The 18,389-nt window shown below is 69.7% G+C and carries 14 protein-coding genes and 2 pseudogenes; 9 read left to right on the top strand and 7 right to left on the bottom strand.

Annotated features, from left to right (window positions below; translation table 11 throughout):
* Positions 1-91: 91 nt before the first annotated feature.
* Entirely contained in the window at positions 92-649 is a 558-nt protein-coding gene (locus OG580_RS34395; RefSeq protein ID WP_267047567.1) for a PadR family transcriptional regulator, read from the bottom strand.
* 267 nt (positions 650-916) lie between these two features.
* Here OG580_RS34395 and OG580_RS34390 point away from each other — a divergent pair, with 267 nt between their 5' ends.
* Both OG580_RS34390 and lanKC read left to right on the top strand, forming a co-directional pair.
* The gene (locus tag OG580_RS34390; protein WP_267047566.1) at positions 917-1,123 is read left to right on the top strand and encodes a hypothetical protein; all 207 of its coding nucleotides are present in this window, start codon (positions 917-919) and stop codon (positions 1,121-1,123) included.
* A 152-nt stretch (positions 1,124-1,275) separates the two neighbouring features.
* Positions 1,276-4,017: a class III lanthionine synthetase LanKC gene (lanKC, locus tag OG580_RS34385; RefSeq protein WP_267047565.1), complete on the top strand. Its 2,742-nt coding sequence runs from the start codon at positions 1,276-1,278 to the stop codon at positions 4,015-4,017.
* Between the two features lie 97 nt (positions 4,018-4,114).
* Here the strand turns inward: lanKC and OG580_RS34380 are convergent, their stop codons facing one another.
* Together OG580_RS34380 and OG580_RS34375 are read right to left on the bottom strand one after the other, a co-directional pair.
* Positions 4,115-5,881 (bottom strand): ABC transporter ATP-binding protein, encoded by a 1,767-nt coding sequence (locus tag OG580_RS34380; protein ID WP_267047564.1) that lies wholly within the window; start codon positions 5,879-5,881, stop codon positions 4,115-4,117.
* A 220-nt stretch (positions 5,882-6,101) separates the two neighbouring features.
* The gene (locus OG580_RS34375; protein ID WP_267047563.1) at positions 6,102-6,932 is read right to left on the bottom strand and encodes a RimK family alpha-L-glutamate ligase; all 831 of its coding nucleotides are present in this window, start codon (positions 6,930-6,932) and stop codon (positions 6,102-6,104) included.
* Positions 6,933-7,648: 716 nt separating this feature from the next.
* On the opposite strand from OG580_RS34375, the gene OG580_RS34370 reads away from it, so the two are divergent.
* A complete protein-coding gene (locus OG580_RS34370; RefSeq protein WP_267047562.1) occupies positions 7,649-8,239 on the top strand; it encodes a hypothetical protein in 591 nt (196 codons plus the stop codon).
* Between the two features lie 56 nt (positions 8,240-8,295).
* Here the strand turns inward: OG580_RS34370 and OG580_RS34365 are convergent, their stop codons facing one another.
* The gene (locus OG580_RS34365; RefSeq protein WP_267047561.1) at positions 8,296-8,421 is read right to left on the bottom strand and encodes a hypothetical protein; all 126 of its coding nucleotides are present in this window, start codon (positions 8,419-8,421) and stop codon (positions 8,296-8,298) included.
* A gap of 414 nt (positions 8,422-8,835) precedes the next feature.
* On the opposite strand from OG580_RS34365, the gene OG580_RS34360 reads away from it, so the two are divergent.
* The 4 genes and pseudogenes from OG580_RS34360 to OG580_RS34345 all read left to right on the top strand — a co-directional run.
* Positions 8,836-10,524: a GMC oxidoreductase gene (locus tag OG580_RS34360; protein ID WP_267047560.1), complete on the top strand. Its 1,689-nt coding sequence runs from the start codon at positions 8,836-8,838 to the stop codon at positions 10,522-10,524.
* On the top strand, positions 10,521-12,068 hold the full coding sequence (locus OG580_RS34355) for a patatin-like phospholipase family protein (RefSeq protein WP_267047559.1): 1,548 nt from the start codon (positions 10,521-10,523) through the stop codon (positions 12,066-12,068). Before OG580_RS34360 ends, OG580_RS34355 begins: the two co-directional genes overlap by 4 nt.
* A gap of 16 nt (positions 12,069-12,084) precedes the next feature.
* Positions 12,085-13,923, top strand: coding sequence for a hypothetical protein (locus OG580_RS34350; protein ID WP_267047558.1), 1,839 nt, complete (start codon positions 12,085-12,087; stop codon positions 13,921-13,923).
* 10 nt (positions 13,924-13,933) lie between these two features.
* A pseudogene (locus tag OG580_RS34345) lies at positions 13,934-14,328 on the top strand (transposase); the annotation flags it as partial.
* Here the strand turns inward: OG580_RS34345 and OG580_RS34340 are convergent.
* Complete coding sequence (locus OG580_RS34340; RefSeq protein ID WP_267047557.1) at positions 14,325-15,050, bottom strand: TetR/AcrR family transcriptional regulator; 726 nt, start codon at positions 15,048-15,050, stop codon at positions 14,325-14,327. The pseudogene OG580_RS34345 and the gene OG580_RS34340 overlap by 4 nt on opposite strands.
* Before the next feature lie 180 nt (positions 15,051-15,230).
* On the opposite strand from OG580_RS34340, the gene OG580_RS34335 reads away from it, so the two are divergent.
* Entirely contained in the window at positions 15,231-16,988 is a 1,758-nt protein-coding gene (locus tag OG580_RS34335; RefSeq protein WP_267047556.1) for a S8 family serine peptidase, read from the top strand.
* Positions 16,989-17,010: 22 nt separating this feature from the next.
* Positions 17,011-17,280: a hypothetical protein gene (locus OG580_RS34330; protein ID WP_267047555.1), complete on the top strand. Its 270-nt coding sequence runs from the start codon at positions 17,011-17,013 to the stop codon at positions 17,278-17,280.
* A gap of 30 nt (positions 17,281-17,310) precedes the next feature.
* On the opposite strand, the pseudogene OG580_RS34325 reads toward OG580_RS34330, so the two are convergent.
* Positions 17,311-17,454, bottom strand: a pseudogene (locus tag OG580_RS34325) (substrate-binding domain-containing protein); the annotation flags it as partial.
* Positions 17,455-17,502: 48 nt separating this feature from the next.
* Complete coding sequence (locus OG580_RS34320; RefSeq protein ID WP_267047554.1) at positions 17,503-18,345, bottom strand: hypothetical protein; 843 nt, start codon at positions 18,343-18,345, stop codon at positions 17,503-17,505.
* Between the last annotated feature and the right edge of the window lie 44 nt (positions 18,346-18,389).

Here is an 18,389-nt window from a genome sequence, read left to right as displayed (position 1 = left end):
TTGGTCGTACGCACGTGGTGGTACGGGAGGTGGTCGTACGCATGTGGTGGTACGGGAGGTGGCCCGTACCGACCCGGTCGTACGGCTCGGTTCACGGACCGGCGTGGAACCGGCCGAGGGTGGCGAGGACGTCGTCGAGCCAGGCGATCATCATCCGCTCGTACGCGATGCCGCCGCGCAGCACGACGTGCTGGAGCTCCCGTTCGGCGTCGAGCGGGCCGCTCTCCGCCGCCTCCCCAAAGTCCCTCGCCTCGCCCGCGAGGTAGTGGGCGAGGCGCTCCGTGTGCGCGTGCCGATGCCGCTGGACCTCGCTGATCAGTGCGGCCGGATCGTCGAAGGCGGCACCCCGGATCTTCACCGCGAGGTCGTGCCGCACACTCTCGGGCTCGATCGGTTCGTGCAGCCACGCGGAGAGCGCGTCCCGGCCGGGCCCGGCGACGGAGTACTCCTTCTTGTCCGGGCGCCCCTGCTGCGGGACGTCCCGGACGTCCACCCAGCCGTCGCTCTCCATGCGCTTGAGAACGCGGTAGATCTGCTGGTGGGTGGCGGTCCAGAAGTAGCCGATGGACCGCTCGAAGCGCCGGGCCAGTTCATAGCCGGACCCGGGCTTCTCGAGAAGGGACACGAGGATCGCGTGGTCGAGCGCCATGCGCCCGATCTTGCTATGCAACGAGTTGCATAGCAAGGGCGACGGAGCCCCTGAGACGTGGCTCACCCCCGGCCGGTCACGCCGCTCGTCCTCATGAGTACGCGGTCTGACGACGTCGACGACCCTGACCTGAGATTGCGGGAGCAGAGTACGCAGCGCAGTCTGGAAGGGGGTGGCCCACCAGGCTCGGGAGGCGTTGGTCGCCACCGATCCTGGGTTCGATTTCCAAGGCATCCGACATCCGTCATACGTCGAGGAGTGGGTGAGATGACGGAACCGACCGGTAAGGGAATGTCAGACGAGGAACTCGCCAAGCAGGTGATGCCCTCGATCCTGGAACTGCAGAAGGTTCTGGTCCAGAACGCGAGGAACTCCAGGCAGTTCCAGCACGAGGTGGGATACGTCAGCCTCACCTCCTGTGATCATCACAGCTGCGGCGGCCCCGGTGGTGGAGGCGGCGGCACCATCATGTGACAGGACCCCATTCGTGGGGCAGCTCCCCCCGAGCGGCCGCTGTGAGAGCGATCCACGCGGCCCTCGGGGCGTCGCGTACTCGGCATCACTGCGTACAGCGCCTGTTCCGGCCGCCGACGAACCCTCCGACGACAACTGCACGGGGCGGTGCCATGCACGACTGGGAAATCGTCAACGCCTATGCGCGGTACCACCCCAGGTGGTTCGAGAGCGCAGACGGGTACACACCGACGTCGGAGCACGTCGAGACGTTCGAGGCCCTGGCGCCGCCCGACTGGACGCTCCGTCGCAGCGGCCTGTGGTACATCGCGGGGTCGCCCCGGGTCTCCGTGCCCGAGCAGGGCTGGAAGATCCACGTGGCGGTACGCTCCCAGGACTCCCTCGCCTGTCTGGAACGAGCGGCCCGCTGCGCCCTGGACGCGTCCGTGTCGTTCAAGTTCCTGCTGGACGCGCAGACGTTGGCGGAGGTCAACGGCAAGTTGTGGCCGCGCGGTTCCAGCGGGAAGTTCATGACGTTCTATCCGCCCGACGACCGGGCGTTCCTCCGCCTGGGAGACGCCCTGGCAGCCGAACTGAGCGCATTCACCGGCCCGTACATCCTCTCCGACCGACGGTGGCCGGACTCGTCCTGCGTGTACTACCGGTACGGCGGATTCAGCCCGCGGACGGTGCTGCAGCCGGACGGCAGCCGCCAGTTCGTCATCCTCGACTCCCACGGCTCGTACGTGCCCGACGTCCGCCGCCCGTTCTGGCACCTGCCCGAATGGCTGACCGACCCGCTCGTCCAGGACCGGCCACCGCTCGGAGAAGTGACGCCGTCCCTCTGCGACGGGCGCTTCCATGTGACATCGGCGCTCAACTTCTCCAACCGGGGCGGGGTCTACCTCGCCGACGACGCGGTCGGCGGAGGGACCGTCGTCCTCAAGGAGGCCCGACCCCACATCGAAGTGGGACTCAACCGCCTCGACGCCGTGGAACTGCTCCAGAAGGAGCACCGCATCCTGCGCGACCTCGCCGACTCCGGGTTGTACGTGCGCGCGGTCGAGATCTTCGAAGAGGGCGGGCACGCCTTCCTCGTGGAGGAGTACCTGCCCGGCGACCATCTGGGCCGCTACAGCATCCAGCGGAACCCGCTCTACCGGACGGGCGTCACCGCAGCCGTCCTGGACGAGTACTACGCCGGCCTCCGCGGCCTCTGGCTGCAGATGGCCAGGGCGGTCCAGGCGGCCCACCGCCGCGGCATCGTGCTGGGGGACCTCTCCTTCGGCAACGTCATCGTCCAGGACCCGTCCACGATTCGCGTCATCGACCTCGAATGCGCCGTCGAGGAGGGCATCGACCCGCCCGTCGGCCTCCACACCCCCGGGATGGCGACGCCCGGGGCGGTGCGCTCGGGGATCAGCGACCGCGACAACGACATCTACGCGCTGGGGGCCCTGGTCTTCGGAAGCGTCATGCTGGCGAACGGGATGTCCGAGCTGTACCCGCCGTCACGCCGTCGCTTCCTTGCCGACCTCAGTGACGACCTCAGGCTGTCCGACCGGTTCCTGGGGCTGCTCGACGAGCTCATGGAGGGGCCCGCTGTCGGGCACGCCCCGGACATCGACCAGGTCATCGCCGCCCTGACCGACGTCCCCGTCACCGCACCGAAGCCGGTTCGGCGGAGTCGCGGGGCAACGGGCGGCACCATACGAAGCCGGGGACCGCGCCGACCATCGAGGGACGGCACGCGTGAACTCGCCCGGGAGACCCGGGACGCCGCTCTGCGCTACCTGGAGAACACGGCCACACCGGAGCGCCAGGACAGGCTGTTCCCCGCGGACCCCACCGTGTTCGAGACCAATCCGCTGTCCGTCGCCTACGGTGCCGCCGGCGTCCTGCACGCGTTCCACCACGCCGGCGTCGCGGTTCCGCCCCACCTCGCCGCCTGGATGGCCGACCGGAACGTCACCGACGAGTCGTACCCGCCGGGTCTCTATCTCGGAGAATCCGGCATCGCATGGGTGCTTCACGAGATCGGCCGGCCGGACGCCGCCGCCGACCTCATGCGAAAGGCCGGCCGGCACCCCCTGCTCAGCGCCTCGCCGAACGTGCTCCTCGGGGCGGCGGGTTACGGGATCGCCTGCCTCAGGTTCTGGCTCGACGGGTACGGGGACGATTTCCTCGACGCCGCGGTCCGGGTCGGAGAGGGTCTCGCGGCCACCTGTGTCCGCGGCCCCCAGGGCGCCCACTGGCCGGACGCGGAGGGCAATGTGCCTCTCGGTTACGCCTTCGGCGGCAGCGGAATCGCACTGTTCCTTCTCTACCTGTCCCGGGCGGCGGGGGACGAGCGTGCCTTCGCCCTCGGGCGCTCCGCCCTCGGCCACGATCTGGCCCATGCGGTCCGGCACGGCGAGGAGTTCGAGGGGTTCCCGGCCTTGGTTCCCCACGAGTCGGAGGCGGGCCGGATCGTCCCGAGGTGCTACTGGGACTCCGGTTCGGCAGGCGTCCTCACCGCTCTGATCCGCTACCTCGCCGTCCGGCCCGACGACGCGCTACAGCCGTGGCTGGCGCCCCTCGTCGACAACGTCCATCACAAGTACGCCGTCTTCCCCCAGCTGTTCCACGGTCTGTCGGGCATGGGGAACGTGCTGCTCGACGTGTGGGAGTTCACGGGGGATCCGCAGTACCGCGAAGCCGCCTGGACGGTGGCGGAAGGCGTTCTCCTCTTCCGTATCGACTGCCCGGAGGGAGCCGGGTTTCCCGGAGAGCAGGCGGTCCGGGAAAGCGCCGACCTCGCGACGGGAACGGCAGGGGTCGCGCTCTTCCTCGACCGCTTGATCAGGTCGGACGCCGCCCCTGCCGGAAACTTCAACTTCGTGGTCGACGAACTGATACCGCGCCCTCAGTCGTGAGGCCGGCGACGGCCCGGCTCACGGCGACCGCGCGAGCCGTCTCGCATCCCTCGCCCCCCGTGGCCGAGGTACGTCCGCGCCCCTGCCGGGTCCTATGTCACGCCGGCGCTCCGGCAGGGTCGTCGTCGAGGAAGCCGCCCGACTGGTGCCGCCACAGTTTCGCGTACGCGCCCTCCGCGGCGAGCAGCTCGTGATGCGTGCCCTGCTCGGCGATCCGTCCGCGGTCGAGAACGACGAGCTGATCCATGGTGGCGACCGTGCTCAGCCGGTGTGCCACCACCAGCGCGGTCCGCCCTTCCATGAGGCGCCAGAGCGCGTCCTGGACGAGGACCTCGCTCTCGGAGTCCAGCGCGCTGGTCGCCTCGTCGAGCAGCAGGATCGGCGCGTCGCGCAGAATCGCCCGCGCGAGGGCGACCCGCTGGCGCTGGCCGCCGGAGAGCTTCACTCCGCGCTCGCCCACCATCGTGTCGAAGCCGTCGGGAAGCGCATGGACGAACTCCGTGACGTGCGCCGCCTCGGCCGCACGGCGGATCTCGGCATCGGTGGCGTCCGGCCGGGCGAACGCGATGTTCTCCCGCAGGGTGCGGTGGAACATCGCCGGGTCCTGCGGCACGTAGGCGATCAGGCTGCGCAGTTCGGCCTGCCGCAGCCTGCTGATGTCCTGTCCGCCGATCGTGATGCGGCCGCCGTCGATGTCCGTCATCCGCAGCAGCAGCCGGGTGAGCGTGGTCTTGCCGCCGCCGGACCTGCCGACGAATCCGACCTTCGCCCCGCTGGGCACGGCCAGGTCGAGGCCCTCGAAGAGCGGCTTCGCGCCCGCGTGGGCGAAGTTCACCCTCTCGAAGCGCACGTCGGCGCCCTTGACGAGAAGGGGCTCCGGCACAGCCGGGTCCCGTACGGTCGGCGGCGTCAGCAGCAGTTCGGTGAACTGCGCGGCCTCGGTCATCGAGCTCTCCAGGCGGCGGTAGATCTGGTTGAACTCGAACATGATCCGTGTGGCGTTGGAGTAGTAGGTGAAGGCGACGACGACCGCCTCGACGCCGTGCTCTCCCGCGCCGAGCGAGAGGGCGAGCAGCAGTCCGAGGACGTTGGTCAGTACGGACATCGGTGCGACCACGGTGTCGATGCGCAGGTTGCCGTAGTCCCACGAACGCACGCTGAGCCGCCGCGATTCGGCGACGCGGGAGCGGTGTTCGGCGGCCTCGCGGTGTTCGGCGGCGAAGGACCGGACGGTGTCCATGTTCATCAGGGAGTCGGCGACGTGGCCGGAGACCCGGGCGATGGCCTCCTCGCGCTGGGCGACGAGCGCCTGCCGGCGTCGGATCAGGGGCCGTACGCACAGGGCCGTCACCGCGATCATCACCAGGAGCCCGACGACGAGCAGGGGGTCATACGTCCACAGCACCACCGACGCGAACACGAGGGGGACCAGCTTGCCCATGACCGAGAAGGTGAGGGTGTCGACGAACTCCTCGAAGCGGGAGGCGAAGCTCAGGACCCGCTTGGTCAGCGAGCCGGCGAAGTTGTCGTGGAAGAAGGCGGCGTCCTTGGCGAACAGCTCGTCCATGCCGATCACGTACAGGTGCTCGATGCCGCCTGCGTCGAGGCGGTTCAGGCAGTGCAGTCCGACGCGCCAGAGCGTCTCGGCGAGCAGGAGTACGCCGGCGAAGCCGAGGACGTAGGGCAGCATCGGGCCGATGCCGCCGTCGGCGCCCCCCGCGATGCGGCCGACGAGCTTCGCGACGACGAGCGGCGCGATGTAGAAGATGCCGATGTTGCCCAGCGCCGGAAGCAGCATCGCGGGCACTGTCAGCCGCTTGAGCCGGACCAACTCCTTTCCGTAGTAACGAAGTGCGAGGAGCACGGGGCCCCTGCCTGGCGAACTCTTGCGCGATTCAGGCTTTTCCATCCCAACCTTGCTTTGTCAGACCGAACTGGACAGGGTTGGCAGTGTTCCGCGCGGACACGCGCACCGTCCAAGGATTTTCCTCGATCGATCGACAAGCGGTCGGAGTCTGAAGTCATGCCGCGCCAGGTCGATTCCCGGAAGGCCTGTTCAGGACGTGGACCGGATTCGGCGGCGCTCAGCCGGACGCTTCGAGACGGCTGCGGCAGGCGTTGGCGATGGCTTCGGCGATACCGAGCATGTCGGGCCGCCAGGTGGGGTTGCAGTTCACCTCGCACACGGTGAAGGAACCGTCTGCTTCGAAGAGGAGATCGACGCCGGCGACGCCGAGGCCGATGGCGTCCGCCGCTTCGACGGCCAGTGCCTCTGCGTCCGGATACCGGCCCGTGCAGACGGTGTGGGTCCCACCCTGCGCCAGGTTGGAGACCAGGCGGTCGTCGCCGGCTGTGCGCAGGGCGGCGGCCACGGCCATGCGGTCGACCACGATGACGCGCAGATCCCGGCCGTGGGAGTGGGCGACGTACCGCTGAAGGAGATAGGGGTGCCGGTCGTCCAGACTGCCGGCCACACCTCGCAGCGCCTTGTCGTCGGCGGCGAGGAAGACCCGTCGGCCACGGTGGCCGCGCACGGCCTTGACCACGCACGGCTGCGGCACACCGATGTCGAGTACGTCCTCCAAAGGGGCGTCGGTGTGCGTGCGGGTGTCGGGGACGGGGATGCCTGCGGCAGTGAGCTGTTGCAGGTGCCAGAACTTGTTCACCGACGCCAGAACCGCCTCGGCGGGGTTGATCAGCTGCGTGCCCATTGCGGCCAGGTGTCGCAGCAGGGTGACTTCTCTGTCGGGTGAGAGTCGGGGCGTCGACAGGCGGGCGTAGGCCACGGCGGGCGCGGGGACGGGTCGCCCGCTCGTGTCGGCGAGTGTGAGCCGTCCGCCTTCCACGCCGAGTACCAGCTGACTGCTGTGGACAACCGCGGCCTGGTGCCCGAGCTCCGCGGCAAAGGAGGCCATGAGCGACGACGTGACCGAACCGGGCTTACTGCCGGCAGCACCGTCTGCGCCCCGGCGGAGCCCAGGACACAGCAACAGCCAAGCACGTGCTTCGTTCAGCGACGACATGCCCGTCCCTTCGCTCACCGGTGCCCTCTGCCTACCGGTTACGGCAGATGATAGGACGAGCGTCCGCCGGCTTCCGGGGAACGATCCCCTGGCCGACGACCCGACGCCGGCCGTCCAGGACCTAGGATGCCCGGGTTCGAACGTGCAGGACGTCGGGGGTACATGGCATGAGCGGTTACGGCAGCGGTGGGTCCGGTGACCCGGCGGGCAGCAGCGGCGCGCACCTACCGCAGGGACACCCCCACGCTCCTCCGGTCCCCCCACAGGGACAACCGAACTCCCCACCCGGTCCGCCGCCGGGATATTCGTACGCGCAGTCCGGCCCTCCGCCCGGGTACCCGTATGCGCAGTCCGGCCCTCCGCCGGGATACCCATACGCACAATCCGGCCCTCCGCCGGGATACCCATACGCGCCGACCTACACCACGGTCCCGCCTCCGCGCGCAGAACCCTCGCGGGCCCGGAACATCCTGCGCGGCCTCTACAACCCCCTGTACGCCGCCCAGCGGACCTTCCGTCCCTCACGCCCCGGGATCGTCGACGATCGGGAGGTCCGCAAGCTCCAGTTGTGGCGGACCGGGCTGGGACTCGTCGCCTGGGTGGGTTTGATGCTCACCTACAACGCCATCGCGAGCGCCGACGACGTCCAGGGCGTGGCGAGCGAACGCCTCGACCAGAGCTGGTCCAGTGTGCTGGTTCTCGTCTGCACCTTCCCCGTGGTGGTCGGCGCCTTCGTGGCAGCCGCACGGGACGGCCTGCGACGGGTGTACCTGCGCCGGGCCCTGCGCCCCCTCGGCTCGGTACTGGCCATCATGGCGTCCATGGGCACCTCCGCCCTCGCCATGGCCCCGGAGTTGGCGGGACTGCGGGACGCCGTGGGGCTTCCCGGCAGGATCGTCATCGTCGTGCTGTGCCTGTGGTCGATCGGCTTCGCTCTCTACGGCATCGGACTGTCATTGGTGCACGTGTTCCGCACCGCCGACATCCACGAAGTGCTACCGCCGATCCTCGCCGGCGTCCTGGTGTGGGAGATGGCCCTCCTGGATGTGCTCACCGGAACCTACGCCCAGATCCCGCCGGGCGCCCGGATGATCTTCATCCTCGGCGCCCCCGTCACGGTGACGGCCCTGTCGTGCTGGGAGCTGTACCGGCTGCGGCGCAACCACGGACTCACGCTCCGAACGGCCCTGCGACGCTGACACGCTCTCGCCGTGCGCGGCACCAGGGCTGCCAGTGACCTTGGAGCGCCCACGCATCAGCCGACGCCTCCTGGGAAGGCGTCGACGTCCACGATGAGAGCGGCGACACCGCCGATGTCGAGGATGTCCACTTGCCGCAGGGCCGGAGCGATCAGCGGCGTCGCCGACCCGATCGCCGACACGATCCGCGGCCTCCTTCGTCATGGCCACCGCGTCACACTGAGTCTCGGTGGAACCGGCTTGCCAGACGCGTGAGGCGTCGAGCCGGCCTCGGCCTCCCATGGTGGCGGCATTGAGGCCGGGGCCGATCCGCCAGATCGGTCGCCCGTTGCTGTCCAGCTGCGTGTAGACCGGGTGTGGCGCCATGTAGTAAGGGCCTCGGTTGCTCATGAGGTCCCAACCGTTTTTCCATTATGGCCTCGGCCCGTGGACCTGCGCGAGTTCAGTACCACGGGGTCGACCAGTGACGACGGACGATTCGACATGCGCTTCACCACACGCGGGTGAACCATGGAGAGTGGTCGTGCGTGCGGCAGCCGCAGACGAGGGGGAAGTCAAGGCAGCTGTTCCGGCTCCGACTTCCAGAGGTGGCGAGCGTGGACGTTTTCGATGCCGTCGTCGTCGGGTCGGGTTTCGGCGGGTCCGTGACGGCGTATCGCCTGGCCGACGCCGACCTCCGCGTATGCGTCCTCGAAAGAGGGAAGGCGTTCCCGCCCGGGTCCTTTCCCCGTAGCCCCCACGAAGCGGCCAAGAACTTCTGGGACCCGGACTCCGGGTTGTACGGGCTGTACGACATGTGGAGCTTCTCCACGCTGGACGCGCTCGTGTCCAGCGGCCTGGGCGGGGGCTCGTTGATCTACGCGAACGTGCTGATCCGCAAGCCGGAGAGCTGGTTCGTGCACGAGTCGTTCGACGGCGGCTACGAGAACTGGCCGGTCAGCCGCGAGGACCTCGATCCGCACTACCAGTCCGTCGAGACCATGCTGGGCGCGCGGAAGTACCCCTTCGACGTGGAGCCCTACCGGAGCACGCCCAAGACCCTCGCCATGCGCCAGGCGGCCGAGCGACTGGGCCTGCCGTGGGAACTTCCGCTGCTGGCCGTCTCCTTCGGGGACCCCCCGGTGCCCGGCGCCCCCCTCGACGGCGGTGAGGAGAATCTGCACCATAGCCCGCGCTATGCGTGCAGGCTCGTCGGCGAATGCGACCTGGGCTGCAACTTCGGCAGCAAGAACAGTCTGGACTTCACCTACCTCAGCGCCGCGCAGCGACTCGGAGCGGACATCCGAACCCTCTGCGAAGTCCGCTCGTTCGAACCGGTCCGAGAGGGCTTCCAGGTCTCGTACTTCGAGCACCGCGCCGCCGGGGACGAGGATCCGTCGGTTCCTCCCGTACGGCGGACCGTCAGGGCCAAGCGGCTGATCCTCTCCGCCGGCACGCTCGGCACGACCTATCTGCTGTTGCGGAACCGCAGCGCCTTCCCGGCGCTCAGCCCGGCGCTGGGTACACACTTCTCCGGGAACGGGGACTTCCTCGGGTTGGTGCTCAAGGCTCGGGAGAGGCGTCAGGACCGGCCGGGGGAAACGGAGCCGCGCCTGCTGGAGCCGAGTTACGGACCGGTCATCACGAGTGCGATGCGGGTGGACCGGAAGGGAAGCGGCGGGAGGGACCGGGGGTTCTACATCGAGGACGCCGGGTACCCGGAATTCCTCGACTGGCTCGTCGAGCACAACGTCCTCACCATGTCCCACAGGGTCGCGAGATTCCTGCTGCGCCGAGGGTGGTCGCAGCTGACCGGGACCGCACGCAGCCGTGTGGGACGACAGCTCGGTGACGCCATGGGCAAGGGCCTGCTCACCGCGACGTCCATGCCGCTGCTCGGCATGGGAAGGGACGTCCCCAACGGCCGGATGTTCCTCCGGGACGGGCATCTGGACCTCGACTGGAAACTGGCCGCGTCCGACCAGTACTTCGACCAGATGAACGAGACCATGGAGCGCGTGTCCCGCAGTCTCGGGGGACGCTACGCCGCCAATCCCCTGTGGTTGCTCAACCGCCTCATCACGGTGCATCCCGTGGGCGGTGCTCCGATGGGGCACACCCCGAGGGAAGGCGTGGTGGATTCCTTCGGCCGCGTGTACGGCTGTCCGGGACTGTCGATCGCCGACGGCTCGGTGCTGCCCGGTCCCGTCGGCCCGAACCCCTCGCTCACCATCGCGGCGCTGGCCGACCGGTCGGCCGACCGCATCATCGAGGACCACCGGCAGAAATCCGAGAATCCCTCATGACGACCGGACAGGGCACGACACCCCGCAGCGGATCCCCACGCAGATCCCTCCTCCTCGCCGGCGGCGGGCTGAAGGTGGCCTACCAGGCCGGCGTCCTCCAGGTCCTGCTCGACGAGGCCGACCTGACGTTCGACCACGCCGATGGCGCCAGTGGAGGCGTGTTCAACCTCGCGATGTACTGCCAGGGGATGTCCGGGCGCGAGATCGCGGACAACTGGCGCAAGCTCTCTCCGCTGAGAGGCGTCACCCCGAACTGGCGCGAGCTGCCGAAGGGGCCCTACGCCCGTTCCCTCTTCACCCTGGACGGATACCGGCGTCGCGTCTTCCCGGACTGGGGGCTGGACTGGGAGCGGATCCGGGCCACCGATCGCGAAGCCACCTTCAACCTCTACAACTTCAGTGCCAACGAACTGGAGCCGGTGACCGCCGACCGCATGGACGAGGACCGGTTCTGTGCCGGGGTGGCGCTGCCCATGTGGTTCCCTCCGGTCGTCATCGACGGGCAGACGTACATCGACCCGGTCTATCTGACCGACGCGAACGTCGAGGAGGCGATCCGGCGGGGCTGCGACGAACTGTGGATCATCTGGACGGTCAGCCGAAGGCACCGGTGGCGCAACGGCTTCGTGGCCAACTACTTCCACATCATCGAGACAACGGCCAACGGACGGCTGCAGGACTGGCTGCGCCGGATCGAGACCAGCAACGCGGCCATCCGCGACGGGGAGGAGGGAGAGTTCGGGCGCCCGATCGAGGTCCGGCTGCTGAGCGGCGAGGTCCCCCTGAACTACCTCGTCAACTTCAGCCGGGACCGTTTCGCCCAAGCCGTGGAACTCGGCGTCCAGCATGCGCGCCGCTGGTGCACGGACCAGGGGATCCCCTGGAAGCCCGGTGAACCTTCGGACCGCCCCGACGACCCGACCCGTATGCGCTTCACCGAACGCATGGTCGGCCATGTCGTCTTCGGGGAGGACGACGCCCGGAAGGCGGCCCCGTCGGCGGACGGAGCCACCGCTGACATCGCCGTGCACCTGACCGTGGACATCCGGGGAATGGACCGCTTCCTCGCCGGCCCGGAGCACGAGGCCGAGCTGCGCGGAGAGATCCTCTGCCAAGAGCTGGGCGGGCGCCTTCCGGTCGAGCGCGGAACCTTCCAGCTGTTCGTGGAGCACTCCGACCCGCAGCACCTGCGGATGCGCTACCGCCTGTTCTTCACCGACCGGGCCGGTCACCGGCTCACCCTCAGCGGGTACAAGGATGTCAGCGAGGACTCCCGTCGGGGGATCTGGAAGGACACGTCGGTCCTCTACACGCACGTCCTCCGTGGTCACGTCGACGCCGACGAGGAGTCCGGAGCCGAGTCGGTGGCTGCCGGAACCGTTCGCATCCGCCCCGCCGACTTCCTGCGGCAACTCACCACCTTCCGGGTCGAAGCGCCGACGCTGCCCGGCAGGGTGACCACCCTGGGACGGTTCGGGCAGTTCTTCCTCGGCAAGCTGTGGGACGTGTACGCGCAGAACGTCCTGCCCTGGTCCCCGCTGTGACCGAGGAGGAGCCGACGTGGACTTCCATGAGCTGCGCAGACACGCGGAGGGGCTCCGGTTCACTCCTCAGGAGCCGGTGCGCTGGCTCGCGCCGAAGGAGCTGGCGCGTACGGCGGTAAAGGTCTACCTGGCCGCCGTCTTCGCCGGCTACTCGGACAAGCGAGAGATCCAGGGCGCGCTGGAGGCCGGTCTCCTGCGGGCACCGTTGGCGGATCCCGCCGCCGGGGAGATCTGGATCGACTTCGTCGCGGACCTCGGCGACGGATTCGAGGCGACGGCCTCGGTGGCATCCGCCCTCGGGGCGGACCGACTCGCCGTCGAGGGGCCCGGCTCGCTCCCCCGTGGCTCGCTGCTCGTTCTCGGCGGCGACCAGGTGTACCCGGTGGCGTCGGCGACCGCGTACGAGGACCGGATGAAGGGGCCCTACCGCGCGGCGCTTCCGTCGGCGACGGACGAGCCGCTGATGGTCGCGCTGCCGGGCAACCACGACTGGTACGACGGACTCACCGCGTTCCTGCGGATGTTCGCCCAGGAAAGCGCGATCGGTGGCTGGCAGACCCGGCAGACCCGGAGCTACTTCGCCGTGGAACTGCCACAGCGCTGGTGGCTCGTCGGGCTGGACAGCCAGCTCGGCACCTACTTCGACGATCCGCAGCGGCGCTACTTCGAGACCCACCTCTCGCCGCGGCTGCGCCCGGGTGACAGCGTGATCGTCTGCTCGGCCGAGCCCACCTGGGTAAACAGCGATGAGCGGCCCGACGCCTTCAACTCCCTGCACTGGTTCGACCGCAACATCGTGCGCTCCCGCTTCGACCGGACGACCCGGAGGCACGAGGAGACGGGCGCCTCGATCCGCTTGTGGCTGACCGGTGACAAACACCACTACGCCCGCTACGCGGAGCGGCTGCCCGACGACGGGGCCGGGGCCGACGACGCCCTGCCCCCGGACCCCCGGCGGCGTCAGATGGTGACGTGCGGCCTGGGCGGGGCGTTCCTCTCGTCCACCCACAGGCTCCCGAAGGCCCTGCCCCTGCCGCCGGCCACCTCGCGCATGCAGAAGAAGGACCAGCCGCCGACGGCGTTCGCCCTCGCCCAGCACACGTACCCGGACGCGGTGGAGTCCCGCTCGCTCGCCCGCGCGATCGCCAAGCCCTGGTCGCGGTACTGGCTCCCGCGCCGCAACCCCGGATTCGCCGTCCTGGCCGGGGCGGTACAGATGGTGCTCGTCCTGATCATGAGCGGCGCGTTCGCACTGGCAGACGGCAGACGCCATCCCGTCGGGGCCCTGCGGGGCGCCGGTGCCGACGACCTGCTCGGCCTGCTCTGCACGAGTGCCGCCCTCTTCGTCCTGCCCTTCGTGATCGGCTGGTGGAGGGGGCTGTTGCGCGAACGGCGCCCCAGGGCGCCGTCCGGTGCGGTCGTGGCCGTGCTGTTCCAGGCGGCGGTCGCCGCCACGGCCCTGACCGTCACCGTCGCCATCGCCCGGTCGGTCCCGTCCTCCTGGAACGGCTTCGCGTTCCTGGCGATTCTGCTGGTCGTCGCCGCCGTGATGGGCGCCTCCTTCGGCTCCCAGTTCTTCGCCCTGTGGGTGCTGTGGACGAACCGGGGCCTGGTCGCCGACTGGCAGATGTCCGGGCAGTCCATCGACGACCACAAGGGCTTCCTCCGGATGCACCTCGCACGGGACGGCACGCTCACCCTCTACCCGCTGGCACTCGACGGGACTTGCCGGAGCTGGGAGTTCGACGAGGTCGCGGGCGCAGAGGGCGTGTGGAAGCGTCCGGTGCCCGAGCCGGCGCCGACCGTGCGGCTGATCGAGGAGCCCGTCGTGATCGCGCGGCACGGTCAGGGCTGACCGCGAGGAGGTGGACTGGCTGGTCGCGATCGATTCCACGATCGTGCGGGCCCACCAGCACACCGCGGCCAAAGGGGGCTCGAAGAACGCGGACTCGGCCGCTCCCGCGGTGGACTGACCAGCAAGATCCACCTCGCCTGCGACGGACAGGGCCGGCCGTTGGCCTTCCTGGCCCGGACCTTCCGGGCCCACCTCCGCCGGCGCGGGATCAGGACAACGATCCCCGAGCGCGTCGACCAGCTCGCGGGACGGAAGCGGCGCCGTGAACGGCCCTGCGGATTCGACAAGGCTGCCTACCGGCGTCGCAACATCGTCGAACGCTGCTTCCACCGCCTCAAACAGTGGCGCGGCATCGCCACCCGCTACGAGAAACACCCCGGCCATGATCCGCCGGACAGGCCCTAACGGACCGTGTCCGAACCCAGCGAGGCGAGCAGGGCGTCGAGTCCCGCGGTGAGCTCCTCCTCGCCGCCGCGTTCGGCGAGAGCGGGGCCGTACGCCCGGAGCATCGGGAAGTCGCGGGCCGGGAGGCGGTGCAGTCCGAGCCGGAAGGCGGGGTCGGGTTCGTCCGGATCGTCGACCACCGCGCGCAGATCGATCACGATGTAGCCCAACACCCAGGAGATGAAGGCCCGGTACACCCGCAGTGCCGCCCGTTCGTCCAGGCCGGCCGCCCGCAACAGCGCCAGCAGGCGTTCATGGACGCGCAGCACCGCCTGGGGCCGGCGTGCCAGAGGGACCGTCAGGGGGCGGCTCGCGCACAGGGAGATGATGTTCGGGTGCGCCACGGCGACCCGGTACAACTCGCGGGCAATGCCGTGCAGCGCGTCACGCAGGTCCGGGAGGCCGACAGGGGGCCCTTCGGGCACCACAGTGCCCATCGGATGCAGGGCGCTCGACAGCCGCTCCTCCACTTCCAGGAAGAGGGTCTCGACGAGCCCGTCGAGCAGATCGTCCTTGCTCACCGTGTACCGGTACAGCGCCATGGTCTCCACGCCGAGCTCCACCGCCACCCGGCGCATGCTCAGGGCGGCCAGGCCCTCGGCGTCCGCCACCGTCAGCGCGGCACGCAGCACACGCTCGCGGGTCAGCCGTTCCCGACGCGGTGTCGATGGTTCGCCGCTCATGATCAGGACCACCCTTGACGACTGACCCCCTACCGGAGCAGCATATACGACATAAACGTATGAAGTACGCATATGCCGCATACGTAGGGTGAGCTTCCGGCCATGACCCCTGGTGGCGGCCCTCGCCACGTGGAGCGTTGACACGACAAACGGGGAACGACACACAAGAAGGAGACGGTCATGACCGTCGAGAAGTTGGCGCCGCCGCTGGCAGCGGCGTATGAGCGCTATGTACAGGAAGGTCGCCGCCGTGCCCCGCTGAGAAGGCCCGCGGGCATGATGGGGCTCGTCTCCGTCGAGCAGCGCGGCAAGCCGGTGCGGGTCGTCGTCTCGGTGGAGTGCGACCCCGACGCCCCGCCCGTCGGAACGGGCGACACCGAGATCAACGAGGGCGGACGGTCGATCCGTACGGGCATCGTTCCGCTCGACGCCCTGGAGGAACTGGCCGCGCAGCCGGGTGTGCGCCGGATCGTGCCGGCCGCGCAACTGCGGCCGTGTCTGGACCAGGCCCTGGTGAAGGTCGGCGTGCCGGAGTTCCGCACCCGCCTCGACCGGACCGGGGACGGCGTGCTCGTCGGAGTGGTGGACACGGGCATCTTCCTGGGGCATCCCGAGTTCTCGGGGCGGGTCGAGCGTATCTGGGACCAGACGATCGTCGGCGGGAACGGGGTCCCCGAGGGCCGGTACGGGGCGGAGTTCACCGACCTCGCGGCGGGCGCGGAAGTGCTGTCCCGGGACGTCGAAGGCCACGGCACCCATGTCGCGGGGATCGCGGCCGGCACCGAGGGGGTCGCCCCCGAGGCCCGGATCGTCGCGGTCAAGACGGACTTCCAGGACGCCCACATCATCGACGGCATCCAGTACGTGTTCCGCCTGGCGGACGAGCTCGACATGCCCGCGGTCGTCAACCTCAGCCTGGGCGGCCACTCCGACCCGCACGACGGCACGGACGTCATGTCCCTCGCCATCGAGGAGGAGAGCGGCCCCGGCAGGATCGTCTGCTGCGCCGCCGGCAACGAGGGCGAGGACGACATCCACGCGCGGCTCGCGGTGACCGAGGGCGCCACGCTGTCCGTGCCCTGCCATCCCGGGCGGATCGACGGCTCCCCCGATCTGTTCTGGCTGAACGGCTGGTACTCGGGCGGGGACCGGCTGGAGGTCGCCGTCGCCTCGCCGTCCGGCGACTCGACCGACTTCCAGGCCGTACTGACGGCCGGTTCGCCGGTCCGTGCGTACGAACTGGCGGACGGCGTCGTGCAGATCGTCACGCCCGGCCCCGATCCGGCCAACGGGGACCACAATTTCTTCGTGGCCGTGGAGCCCACCTCGCCCGCCCCGGCCGCCGGGGCACCGCGGTGGCGGCTCGTCCTGCGCGGAGCGAACGTCAGCGGCCAGAGCTGCCGAGCGGACGTGTGGATACTGGGCAGGCAGGAGGCACAGCCCCCGCCGCAGTTCAGTGGTCCGGCGGTGCACGACGCGCTCAAGATCGGTTCGCCGGGAGCGGCGACGTCGGCGATCACCGTGGCCGCGTCCACGACCCGCACCCAGTGGCGGGACATCGACGGCACGCAGCGCCTGGCCACCTGGCTGGTCGCGGACGACATCGCGGGCTTCAGCAGCGAAGGGCCGCGCCGGGACGGGATGCCCAAACCCGACGTCACGGCCCCGGGAGCGATGGTCGTCTCCGCGCTCTCCCGTGACGCCGTCGGACTGCGCCGGGCCTTCATGATCGACGACCGCCATCTGGCGCTCCAAGGCACGAGCATGGCCTGCCCGTTCGTCGCGGGACTCACCGCGCTGCTCCTGGAGGGCGACCCCAGCGCCGATCCCGACAAGATCCGCTCCTTCCTGACGGCCGCGGCGGCGGTCCCCGGTGGGGCCCCGGGATCCTTCGACCCCAAGTGGGGACACGGGCTCGTCGACGCGTCCCGCCTGTGACCCGCTGGGGCAGAATCGGGCCATGGACCATGCCAAGCTCGATCCCTCCCTCTCCGCCGCCGTGGAAGCCGGCGACGGCGGTCCCGAGGACAGGAACCTCCTGGTGACCGTTGTCCTGGAGCCGGCACCCACGGAGGCGCAGCGCGAGGTGCTCCGCGGCGCGGGAGTGGACGTCGGGACCGCGGACCGGACCGTCGCCAGCGGCATGCTCTCGCGCCGCGTGGTCGAGGAGCTCTCCCACGAACCGTGGGTGCGCTCCCTGACCCTGTCGTCGAGCCGCCGCCCGCTCTGACGGATCTCGGGCGCCCATGAAGACGCCGTACGACGTCGCGAGCTCCCTGCGCGTCGCCGAGGGCTCCCCCGCCCGCAGGCGGAGCAGCATCTGGACCGCCTCTTCGCCCATCTCGCGCAGCGGCTGATGGACCGTCGTGAGCGGCGGGCTGGACCAGCGCGCGATCATCACGTCCGTCGGACCCGACGACGGACAGACGAGCCCTCGACGGACAGACGAGCCCTAAGGTCGCTCGAAGGCCTGGAGTACGCCGCCGAGGGAGAAGCACAGCGCACCGCACAGGGTCCCCCAGTTGGCGATGTCGGTATTGACCAGACTCTGGGTGGTGGGACGGGTGAAGGCGGCCAACGCAGAGATCATGAAGAGCACCGACCCGAACTGATTCACCGCGACCACCCACCAGCCGAGGCTGCGCGAGCGGACGCAGGGCCGGGACCTATGGCAGATCTCGACGAACGCGAGATGACCCGAAACCAGGAACAGTACGCAACCCACCACATCGGGAGTCCAGATCAGCCGGTTGGTCTGCTGGACGGTGAGCCCCTGCAGGAAGGAATCCAGCAGGTTGACTCCGAAGACGAGCGTCCCGGCGAACAGCACGAACGTGCTGAGCCAGTCCAAACGCATCGGCTCGTACCCCCACCACCGCCAGCCGACCGTGGCCAGTGAGCCGCCCCCTGGGGAGTGGCGAGGTGCGTTCAGCACCTGCAGGAGCGACGTGTAGCCCCCGAGAGTGAAGAACAGCCCGCCCACGAAGTAGATCGAGGCGCTCTCGACGGCGTCGCCCGAGCCCAGCTGGGCCACCCCGGCGCCGAGAGCGAAGAGCATTCCGCCGAGGAAGAACGCAGCCGAGGCTACGGAGTTGAGCCTCCGAAGACGGTCGAGGGCCTCGGCATCGGCAGTCGGGGACATGACGACCGTACCCCCCGGGCCGCGGACGGACAGCGCCCCACGCTTGCGCGCGAGCCGCGACTCCCAGACCAGCGTCCCCCCTTCGGGGCGGTGCCAGGTGAGCCGGGTGACGAACGGTCCCGCGCCTTCGGCGCGGTGCTCAGGCGGTTCCACGACACGAGCCTAGTTCCAGCTCCGCTGCCCCGCAGAAAGCGAAA

Source organism: Streptomyces sp. NBC_00094 (assembly GCF_026343125.1).
In the GTDB taxonomy this organism is placed as follows: Bacteria; Actinomycetota; Actinomycetes; order Streptomycetales; family Streptomycetaceae; genus Streptomyces.
The sequence above is the reverse complement of the archived record's forward strand: the minus strand, read 5'-3'. Positions and strand labels throughout refer to the sequence as shown.

Excerpts from the sequence above, each read along its gene's own strand:
- OG580_RS34395 (WP_267047567.1), bottom strand. The coding sequence starts at position 649 with ATGGCGCTCGACCACGCGATCCTCGTGTCCCTTCTCGAGAAGCCCGGG.
- OG580_RS34390 (WP_267047566.1), top strand. The coding sequence starts at position 917 with ATGACGGAACCGACCGGTAAGGGAATGTCAGACGAGGAACTCGCCAAG.
- lanKC (WP_267047565.1), top strand. The coding sequence starts at position 1,276 with ATGCACGACTGGGAAATCGTCAACGCCTATGCGCGGTACCACCCCAGG.
- OG580_RS34375 (WP_267047563.1), bottom strand. The coding sequence starts at position 6,932 with ATGGCCTCCTTTGCCGCGGAGCTCGGGCACCAGGCCGCGGTTGTCCAC.
- OG580_RS34370 (WP_267047562.1), top strand. The coding sequence starts at position 7,649 with ATGCTCACCTACAACGCCATCGCGAGCGCCGACGACGTCCAGGGCGTG.
- OG580_RS34355 (WP_267047559.1), top strand. The coding sequence starts at position 10,521 with ATGACGACCGGACAGGGCACGACACCCCGCAGCGGATCCCCACGCAGA.
- OG580_RS34340 (WP_267047557.1), bottom strand. The coding sequence starts at position 15,050 with ATGAGCGGCGAACCATCGACACCGCGTCGGGAACGGCTGACCCGCGAG.
- OG580_RS34335 (WP_267047556.1), top strand. The coding sequence starts at position 15,231 with ATGACCGTCGAGAAGTTGGCGCCGCCGCTGGCAGCGGCGTATGAGCGC.
- OG580_RS34330 (WP_267047555.1), top strand. The coding sequence starts at position 17,011 with ATGGACCATGCCAAGCTCGATCCCTCCCTCTCCGCCGCCGTGGAAGCC.